This window comes from Mesorhizobium sp. WSM4816, assembly GCF_055811535.1.
Genome location: NZ_JBVVQR010000070.1, coordinates 1 through 9610, shown reverse-complemented (window position 1 = coordinate 9610; position 9610 = coordinate 1). Strand labels below are relative to the sequence as shown.

Below are 9610 nucleotides of genomic sequence, written 5' to 3'. Positions count from 1 at the left end.
CGTATGCCGGATCCGACATTGCCCGCGGTGAGGTTCTGCTGCGCGCCGGAACGGTGATCGGCTCGCGTGAAATCGGCATGCTTGCCGCCTGTGGAATTGCGCTGGTGACGGTGGCGCGCAAGCTGCGGGTGGCGGTTTTGTCGACCGGCGACGAACTTGTCCAACCGGGCGACACCCTGCGCCCCGCCGGCATTTACGACGCCAATGGCGCAATCGTCAGCGCCGCGGTAACTGAAAATGGCGGCGAGGCGAGCTTTCTCGGCGCCTATCCGGATGACGAAGCCACGCTGGAAGCCGCCATGCGCGAGGCGCTAGCGGCGCATGATGTGCTGATACTGTCGGGTGGGACGTCCAAGGGCGCGGGTGATGTCAGCCACCGCATCGTGAATCGTCTCGGCGCGCCCGGCATAGTTGCCCATGGCGTGGCGCTGAAGCCGGGAAAGCCGCTTTGCCTCGCCGTCTGCGACGGCAAGCCGGTCGTCGTGCTGCCGGGATTTCCGACTTCGGCCATGTTCACTTTCCACGATATGATCGTACCTGTGCTGCGTCGCATGGCGGGCCTGCCGCCTCGGACCGAAGCGAAGGTCGCGGCAAAGGTTCCGCTGCGCATTCAGTCCGAACTCGGCCGCACGGAGTTCGTGATGGTATCGCTGGTCGAGGGTGAGCAGGGGCTGGTCGCCTATCCCACCGGCAAGGGCTCGGGGGCGATAACGTCCTTTGCCCAGGCCGACGGCTTCATCAGCATCGAAGCTTTAGCCGACAATCTGCCTGCCGGAAGCGAGGCGTCGGTGGCGCTGTTCACACCGCACGTGCGTGTTCCCGATCTCGTGGTGATCGGCAGCAACTGCACCGGCCTGGATCTTGTCGTGGGCATTCTGTTTCGCGTCGGCCTGACCGTGCGGTCCATCGCGGTCGGCAGCCTCGGCGGCCTTGCCGCGGCCAAGCGGGGCGAGTGCGATATCGCGCCCATCCATCTCTTCGACACCAGGACGCAAAGCTACAATGCGCCGTTCCTGAGCGAAGGCCTCGAACTCGTGCCGGGATGGCGACGCATGCAGGGCATCGTCTACCGACCGGGCGACCTGCGCTTCCACGGGACCGACCCGGAGGAGGCGGTGCGAGCCGCACTCGCCGATCCCAATTGCATGATGGTCAACCGCAACCAGGGCTCGGGTACGCGCATCCTGATCGACCAACTGCTTGGTGCGGCGCGTCCCGACGGATATTGGAACCAGCCCCGCTCGCACAATGCCGTCGCGGCGGCCGTCGCACAGAATCGAGCAGACTGGGGCGTCACCATTGCGCCGGTGGCGCACTCAGCCGGGCTCGATTTGATTGCGCTGAAGGAAGAGCATTATGATTTCGCGCTGGTCTCTGCCCGCAAACAGCGACCCGCGGTGCAGGCCTTCCTTGCCGCGCTCGCTTCGCCTGAATTCAACGAGGCGGTCGAGCGCATGGGTTTTTCCCGACCGGGTTAAGGGTCGGCAAGGTGCCCAACCAGCCGTTCGGCCTCGGCAAAATCTTCGACCGTGTTGACATTGAAGAAGGGATCCACCGGCTTGTCCGGCCAGGACTGGGTTGCAATCTGGTAGTGAGCCGTCCACAGGTCGATCTTGCGAACGCCCTCTTCGACGAGTGCATGGCGTAACGCATCGCGCATCGCCACTTGCCAGAGCCCGATGACAGGATGCGTCCGACCCGCTGACATCGCCACCGCCAGATCCGCAGTTTTCTCCATGCGCGCCCGATGCAGCCGTTCGACGAGGTCGCGCGGCATGAAAGGACAGTCGGCTGCGACGCTGACGATCCATTCGACATCGGGCCTGTTCGCCGCCGTCCAGTCGAGGCCCGCAAGCACGCCGGCAAGCGGCCCTGGATAGTTCTCGACCGGGTCGGCGACGACTGGAAGGCGAAAACGGTCGAAGCGGGAAGGGTCGCCATTGGCGTTCAGCAACAGCCCGTCGCATTGCGGACCGAGGCGCTCGAGGACACGATCGAGGATCGTGGTGCCGTCGAGCCGACGCATCGATTTGTCGCCGCCGCCCATGCGCCGGGCGAGCCCCCCGGCGAGAACGACGCCCAGGGTCGGCACCTTCTCATTCGCCATCGGCTCGTTCGCCATCGGCAGCTCCCTTGCGTCTGTGACGCGGCGCTTCCTCGTCGACGGAAGCGAGGTCCTGGTCGAAGACGATGCGATCCTCGCCCGACAGCACGGCGAACCGCTTGCCGCGCGCCCGACCGACTAGCGTCAGGCCGGCCTGACGCGCCAGATCTACCCCCCAGGCGGTAAAACCCGAGCGCGAGACGAGGATCGGAATGCCCATTCGAACCGTCTTGATCGTCATTTCCGACGTCAGCCTGCCCGTCGTGTAAAGGATCTTGTCGGCCGGATCGATGCCCTGGCGATACATCCAGCCGGCGATCTTGTCGACGGCATTGTGGCGCCCGACGTCCTCCATGTAGCAGATCGGCGTGCCTTCCCTGCAAAGCACGCAGCCATGAATCGCGCCCGCCTGGAGATAGAGCGACGGCGTCGTGTTGATCGTGCGGGTCATTTGGTAAAGCCAGGAGGTGTGCAGCGCGGCTGGCGGCAGAGTGATATCGAGCGCCTCGAGAAGATCGCCGAAAGCGGTCCCCTGCGCGCAGCCTGAAGTCTGCGTCCGTTTTCTAAGCTTCTGCTCGTAATTTGTGTTGCGCTCGGTACGGACGACCACGACCTGCACGTCGTCGTCATATTGGACTTCGGTTACGACGTCGTCGGATTTGAGCATGTTCTGATTGAGCAGGTAACCCAGCGCCAGATATTCGGGGTAGTCGCCGATCGTCATCATCGTGACGATCTCCTGGGCGTTCAGATAGAGCGTCAGCGGGCGTTCAACCGGGACGCGGATTTGAATAGCGGCGCCCGTATGATCGATGCCGCTGACCTGTTCGGTCAATCGGATGTCATCCGGGCTCGGCATGATGATGGCGGGGTCTGGTCGGGTTTTCATCTGCTGCATGGCGCTCTCTTGAAATTGCAATCCCGCTCGCCGGAGTGGATGCGTTCCCTTCGGCTTGACGTCTACTATATACCCTGTTCAAACGAAGGCAGGTCGACAAAGCGCCTGCAAGCGCAGACTGGGCTTGCCGGATGGCGCCGAGCTGCCGGTTCGGCCAGATCCATAGAGGCTGAAGGCTCGATGGCGCAACTTTCGGATGACTGCTTCGCTTTCGGCGGCCCGATGCGATCGCTCGATGATACTGCCGCACTGATTGCTTCACGGCTGACCGTTGTCGACGAGACCGAAACCGTCCAGCTGGCGATTGCCGATGGGCTCGTCCTGGCGAGTGATCTGGTGGCGCCGCTGCCCCTGCCGCCTTTCACCAACTCAGCCGTCGACGGCTATGCACTGCGCGGCGACGACCTGCCGGGAACCGTTGAAAAGGCCTTGCCGGTGAGCGGCAGGATCCAGGCTGGGATGGCGCCGGATCGGCCCGCCGCGCCCGGACAAGCCATACGCATCTTCACCGGCGCGCCGCTGCCGGAGGGAGCAGACACGGTCTACATGCAGGAAGATGTCCGTGTCGACGATAGCGGCAGGGTCATTCTTCCACCCGGCCTGAAAAGAGGGGCCAACGTGCGGCCGGCGGGCGAGGACGTCGCAGCAGGCAAGGTGGTCCTGCAGGCCGGCCAGCGCATGCGCCCGCAGGATGTTGCGCTCGCCGCGGCGCTCGGCATGACGCAGGTCGATGTGCGGCGCAAAATTCGCGTCGCGATCTTCTCGACCGGCAACGAGATCGTCGCGCCGGGAAAGGTCCGGGGACCGGCCCAGCTTTTCGATTCGAACCGCTTCATGCTGATGGCCATGCTCGCAAGATTGGGCTGCGAGACCACCGATTTGGGCATTCTGACAGACGACAGCAGCCTGATCGCGGATGTGCTGAGCGAGGCTGCGCCAGGACAGGACCTAATCCTGGCGTCCGGCGGGGTCTCGACCGGGGAGGCCGACTGCGTCAAGGCCGCCGTCGAGAGTGTGGGCACCCTGGTCTTCTGGCGGGTGGCCATAAAACCCGGCCGCCCAGTCGCCATGGGGGTGATCCGGGGAACAGCCTTCATTGGGCTGCCCGGCAATCCGGTGGCGAGCTTCGTCACATTCGCCCATATTGCGCGCGCCGCGATCTTTGCACTGGCCGGCGCACGGCAGCAACCACCAATTTCGCGGCCGGTGCGGGCCGCCTTCTCCTACCGCAAAAAGCCGGGGCGACGCGAATATGTGCGGGTAAGCCTGCGTGGGACGCAGGACGGCACATATGAAGCCGTCAAATTCCCGCGCGAGGGCGCTGGCATGCTGTCTTCTTTGGTTCAAACGGACGGCCTTGTCGAACTCGGCGAGGAAATAGCCGAGGTCGAGCCGGGCCAGACTGTTCGGTTCCTTGCCTATTCGGACCTGTATTGACGAACGCCGTCGAGCCAGCGGCACGCAGTTTGGCAAAAATGCGGTGCGACGCCTGGCCGCTCTCACTTGCGGTACCCCTGAGGCGGTGACCGTTGACGACCAGTGAGCGGTCCGCCATGGTGCGCCACCATGACGACGAGACAGCTCGATCTGACGGGATTGAAATGTCCCTTGCCGGCGCTGAAAACCCGCAAGGCGCTCAGCGGCATAAGCCCAGGCGAGCGCCTTGAGGTCCGTTGCACTGATCCGCTGGCAGCCATAGACATTCCCAATCTGATCAACGAAATGGGCGACCGCCTGGAGGCGATGCAACGGCAGGGAGACCACATCGTTTTCTTGATCGAGAAGGCGCAAGCTGCCCCGGTATAGGCCGTGCGACAAATCAGGGCGCAGATCAGTTCTGTCGCGGCGCCCCGGCCATGCTAAAATTGTCAAACCGGCATTTGGTTCAACTTGTCTGCCAAGTCGATTTGTGTGCCAAGTCCTTGATCCAAGGTGCGCCGGGCTGAGGGAGTTCACAACCACATTGGTGGCGGGAGCCGCCTTCCTCAGACGAAGGGTCCGGGAGGAGAGAGGATGACAATGCAGCAACGGCGATCTCCCGATCGCGGACCCAAAGGGCGGGCGCTGGATGATGTTGCCCTGGCCGAGGTCCGGGAACTTCTTGGCCATCGCGAACGGCGCCGGGATCTGTTGATCGAATTCCTGCATCTGATCCAGGACCGCTACGGTTGTCTGTCGGCCGCACATCTGCGAGCGCTTGCCGAAGACATGCGCCTGTCCCAGGTGGAGGTTTACGAGGTCGCGACCTTCTACGACCATTTCGATATCGTCAGGGAAGGCGAGGCGAGACCCGCGCCGCTGACAATCCGGGTGTGCGAATCGATAAGCTGCATGCTGGCGGGCGCCGAACACCTGATTGGCGAACTGGCCGCCAAGGCCGACCCAAACGCAGTCCGCGTCATGCGTGCGCCCTGCATGGGCCGCTGCGCCGCAGCGCCCGCGGCGCGCATTGGCGACCGTGAGGTCGACCAAGCCAGCAGCCATATCCTCATCGATCTGGCTCGCTCGGGCGATACGAAAGTTGTCGTGCCCGATTATGTTGGCCTCGATGCCTATCGGGCCGCTGGCGGCTATCAGCTTCTCCGGAAGGTGAACGCGGGCGAGACCGGCATTGACGCCATCATCGAGATCATGGAGCACGCCGGTCTGCGCGGCCTCGGCGGCGCCGGCTTTCCGGCCGGCAAGAAATGGAGCTTCGTGCGCGGCTATCCAGGGCCGCGGCTGATGTCGATCAATGGCGACGAAGGCGAACCTGGCACTTTCAAGGACCGCATCTATCTTGAAAAGGATCCGCACCGCACCTTCGAAGGCGCGATTATCGCCGCCCACGCGGTCGAGGCCGAGCGCATCTATTTCTACATGCGCGACGAATACCCTGCCGTGCTCGCCATTTTGCGCGCCGAGATCGCGGCGCTCGAGGCAGCCGGCATCGTCAAGCCCGGTTTCATCGACCTTCGGCGCGGCGCCGGCGCCTATATTTGCGGCGAGGAAAGCGCGATGCTGGAAAGCATCGAGGGCAAGCGCGGCATGCCCCGCCACCGGCCTCCCTACATTGCCGAAGTCGGACTTTTCGGACGCCCGACACTCAACCACAATGTCGAGACGCTGTGGTGGATTCGCGACATCGTCGAGAAGGGACCCGAATGGTTCGCCGCGCAGGGCAAGCCCGGTCATCAGGGAATTCGCTCCTGGTCGGTTTCCGGGCATGTGAAGGAGCCGGGTGTCAAGCTGGCCCCGGCTGGCGTCACCGTGCGCGAACTGATCGAGGATTATTGCGGCGGCATGGCAGACGGGCATGAATTCAAGGCCTATCTGCCAGGTGGAGCCTCGGGCGGCATCCTTCCGGCGTCGATGGCCGACATTGAACTCGATTTCGGCGGCGAACTCGCCAAACAGGGCGCCTTTGTCGGCTCACATGCTGTGGTCGTGCTTTCGCAAGCCGACAACATCAGGGATGTGACCCTCAATCTCATGAATTTCTTCAAGCATGAGAGTTGCGGGAAATGCACGCCGTGCCGGGAAGGAACCGAAAAGCTGGTAACGCTCTTGAAAGAGAAGGGCGTGCCGGATGAGACGGCGATGCGCGACCTTGAAACAGTGATGCGCGATTCCTCCATTTGCGGTCTCGGCCAGGCGGCGCCCAATCCGGTCAATCACCTTTTGACGCATTTTAGGGATGATCTTTGAAATGGCAGATGGCGTCATATTCACCCTCGACGGCAAGACGGTCACAGCCGCTGACGACGAGACGATCTGGGACGTTGCAAAGCGCGAAGGCACCAGGATCCCGCATCTGTGCCATGTCGACATGCCCGGCTATCGGCCAGACGGCAATTGCCGCGCCTGCATGGTCGATGTCGAGGGCGAACGGGTGCTTGCCGCCTCCTGCATCCGCAAGCCTTCCGCCGGAATGGTGGTGAAGACGGATACCGAACGGGCTACGAAATCGCGCCAGATGGTGTTCGAGCTTCTCGCCAGCAACATGCGGCCGGCGGCCGACGGTCCGGATCAGCAGTCGATGTTCTGGCAGTGGGCTGGTTCGATGGGCATTTCCGGCGCTCGCTACAACTCGAAATTCGCCACCGATGATGTCCGGCCAGAATTCGACATCACCAATCCCGCCATTGCCGTCAATCTCGACGCCTGCATCACTTGCGGCGCCTGTGTCCGGGCCTGCCGCGAAGTCCAGGTCAACGATGTGATTGGCATGGCCGAGCGCGGCAACCACTCGCTTCCCGTCTTCGACATGCACGATCCGATGGGCCTGTCGACCTGCGTCACCTGCGGTGAATGCGTGCAGGCCTGCCCGACCGGCGCGCTCTACGAAAAATCGCTGATGGATAATGCAGGCAAGACCCGGGTCATCCAGGAATTCGACAAGGTCGTCGACACGCTGTGCCCGTTCTGTGGCGTCGGTTGCCAGACCAGCGTTGCGGTCAAGGACAACAGAATAGTCCAGGTCGATGGCCGCAACGGCTATGCCAACGAGAACCGGCTCTGCGTCAAGGGTCGTTTCGGCTTCGACTATGCGATGTCGCCTGAACGCCTGACCAAGCCGCTGATCCGCCGCGACGATGCGCCGAAGTCGGGCGATGCCGATATGCGCGGCGTCGATCCGCTGACCGTTTTTCGCGAGGCTAGCTGGGAAGAGGCGCTTGCGCGCGCCGCCGGCGGGCTGAAGACGATCCTCAGGGATCATGGCGGGCAGGCGCTGGCCGGTTTCGGCTCGGCGAAAGGCTCGAACGAAGAGGCCTATCTGTTCCAAAAACTGGTGCGCCAGGGTTTTGGCACCAACAATGTCGACCATTGCACGCGGCTTTGCCACGCATCTTCGGTGGCGGCGCTGATGGAAGGCGTCGGTTCGGGTGCGGTTTCGGCGCCCTTCAACGACGCGCTGAAGGCCGAATGCATCATCGTCATCGGCGCACGGCCGACCACCAACCATCCGGTCGCCGCGACCTATTTCAAGCAGGCGGCCAAGCGCGGCGCCAAGCTGATCGTCATGGACCCGCGCGGCCAGGACCTGATGCGCCATGCATCGCATTCGCTGCGATTCAAGGCTGGCAGCGACGTCGCCCTGCTGAACGCGCTGATCCACGTCATCATCGAGGAAAAGCTCTACGACGAGCAGTATATCCAGGCCAACGCTTCCGGATTCGAGGCCCTGAAGGCCAAGGTGAAGGATTTTTCGCCCGAGGCGATGGCCGAGGTCTGCGGCGTCGAGGCCAGCGTGCTGCGCGACGTCGCCCGCACCTATGCGACCGCCGAGCGGTCGATCATCTTTTGGGGCATGGGCATTTCCCAGCACACACACGGAACCGATAATGCGCGCTGCCTTATCGCTCTGGCACTGATCACCGGACATGTCGGCCGGCCGGGAACGGGCCTGCACCCACTGCGCGGCCAGAACAACGTGCAGGGCGCATCCGATGCCGGGCTCATCCCGATGTATTTTCCGGACTACAGATCAGTCGAGAATGTCGACATCCGCGGCCAGTACGAGAATTTCTGGGGCCAGACGCTCGACCCGAAACGGGGCCTGACGGTCGTCGAAATCATCGACGCCATCCATGACGGCGAAATCAAGGGCATGTACATATTGGGCGAGAACCCGGCCATGTCCGATCCCGACCAAACCCATGCCCGGCAAGCACTGGCCATGCTCGACCATCTGGTGGTGCAGGATATCTTCCTGACCGAGACCGCCTGGCACGCCGATGTGGTGCTGCCAGCCTCGGCCCATGCCGAAAAGCTCGGCACCTACACCAACACCAACCGGCAGGTGCAGATCGGCCGCCCGGCGCTCGACATGCCGGGCGAAGCCCGCCAGGATTGGGAACTGATAGTCGAACTGGCGAGGCGCATCGGTCTGGACTGGAATTACGGCCATGTCTCGGATGTTTATGCGGAAATGGCGGCCGTGATGCCGTCCTTGAAACATATCTCCTGGGACCGTATCGAACGCGAGGGATCGGTTATTTATCCGGCCGACGGTCCCGACAAGCCCGGCAATGAGATCATCTTCTCGTCTGGATTCCCGACCGCGGACGGACGCGGCCGCATCGTGCCGGCCGATTTGCTGCCGCCTGACGAAGTGCCCGATGAAGAGTTTCCACTGGTGCTCACCACCGGCCGCCTGCTCGAGCATTGGCACACCGGCTCGATGACCCGCCGGGCGGGCGTGCTGGACGCGATCGAGCCACAAGGCATCGCTGCGATGAACCCTTATGAGATCAAGCGGCACGGCCTGCGCCAAGGAGAGATGATTGCGGTCGAGACCCGGCGCGGGACGGTAGACGCCATCCTCCGCGCCGACCGGGAGGTCGCCGACGGCATGGTGTTCATGCCGTTCTGCTTCAACGAAAGTCCGGCCAACGTGCTCACCAACCCGATGCTGGACCCCTACGGCAAGATCCCGGAGTTCAAATACTGCGCCGCGCGAATAGCGCCGGCGGCGAGGGCCGAAGCTGCCGAATAAACCAGTACCGCGCCATCTGCGAACGGTTGCCCGCAGCCGCACGGGGTAATCTACGCGCTAGAGCGGGATGAAGAGAGGCTGAATCGAAGGGGGATTCCCAAATCAGCGGGGATTTGATTCAACATGCTGG

Annotated in this window: 7 protein-coding genes; 5 read left to right on the top strand and 2 right to left on the bottom strand. The window is 63.1% G+C overall.

Annotated features, from left to right (window positions below; genetic code table 11):
* A partial coding sequence (locus AC0L3H_RS32490) for a molybdopterin biosynthesis protein (protein WP_473588200.1) occupies nucleotides 1-1478 on the top strand: 1478 nt, incomplete at its 5' end.
* Here the strand turns inward: AC0L3H_RS32490 and mobA are convergent.
* Nucleotides 1475-2122: a molybdenum cofactor guanylyltransferase MobA gene (mobA, locus tag AC0L3H_RS32485; RefSeq protein ID WP_473588199.1), complete on the bottom strand. Its 648-nt coding sequence runs from the start codon at nucleotides 2120-2122 to the stop codon at nucleotides 1475-1477. The genes AC0L3H_RS32490 and mobA overlap by 4 nt on opposite strands.
* Nucleotides 2097-3002 (bottom strand): formate dehydrogenase accessory sulfurtransferase FdhD, encoded by a 906-nt coding sequence (gene fdhD / locus AC0L3H_RS32480; RefSeq protein ID WP_473588198.1) that lies wholly within the window; start codon nucleotides 3000-3002, stop codon nucleotides 2097-2099. Before fdhD ends, mobA begins: the two co-directional genes overlap by 26 nt.
* A 180-nt stretch (nucleotides 3003-3182) precedes the next feature.
* On the opposite strand from fdhD, the gene AC0L3H_RS32475 reads away from it, so the two are divergent.
* The 4 genes from AC0L3H_RS32475 to fdhF all read left to right on the top strand — a co-directional run bounded on the left by AC0L3H_RS32475 (nucleotide 3183) and on the right by fdhF (nucleotide 9480).
* Entirely contained in the window at nucleotides 3183-4439 is a 1257-nt protein-coding gene (locus AC0L3H_RS32475; protein ID WP_473588197.1) for a molybdopterin molybdotransferase MoeA, read from the top strand.
* Nucleotides 4440-4568: 129 nt separating this feature from the next.
* Complete coding sequence (locus tag AC0L3H_RS32470) at nucleotides 4569-4808, top strand: sulfurtransferase TusA family protein (RefSeq protein WP_031254334.1); 240 nt, start codon at nucleotides 4569-4571, stop codon at nucleotides 4806-4808.
* Nucleotides 4809-5015: 207 nt separating this feature from the next.
* Nucleotides 5016-6689 carry an NADH-ubiquinone oxidoreductase-F iron-sulfur binding region domain-containing protein gene (locus AC0L3H_RS32465; RefSeq protein WP_473588196.1) on the top strand — a complete coding sequence of 558 codons (1674 nt, stop codon included), beginning with the start codon at nucleotides 5016-5018 and terminating at the stop codon, nucleotides 6687-6689.
* A 1-nt stretch (nucleotide 6690) separates the two neighbouring features.
* Nucleotides 6691-9480, top strand: coding sequence for a formate dehydrogenase subunit alpha (gene fdhF, locus AC0L3H_RS32460; protein WP_473588195.1), 2790 nt, complete (start codon nucleotides 6691-6693; stop codon nucleotides 9478-9480).
* Nucleotides 9481-9610 lie beyond the last annotated feature (130 nt).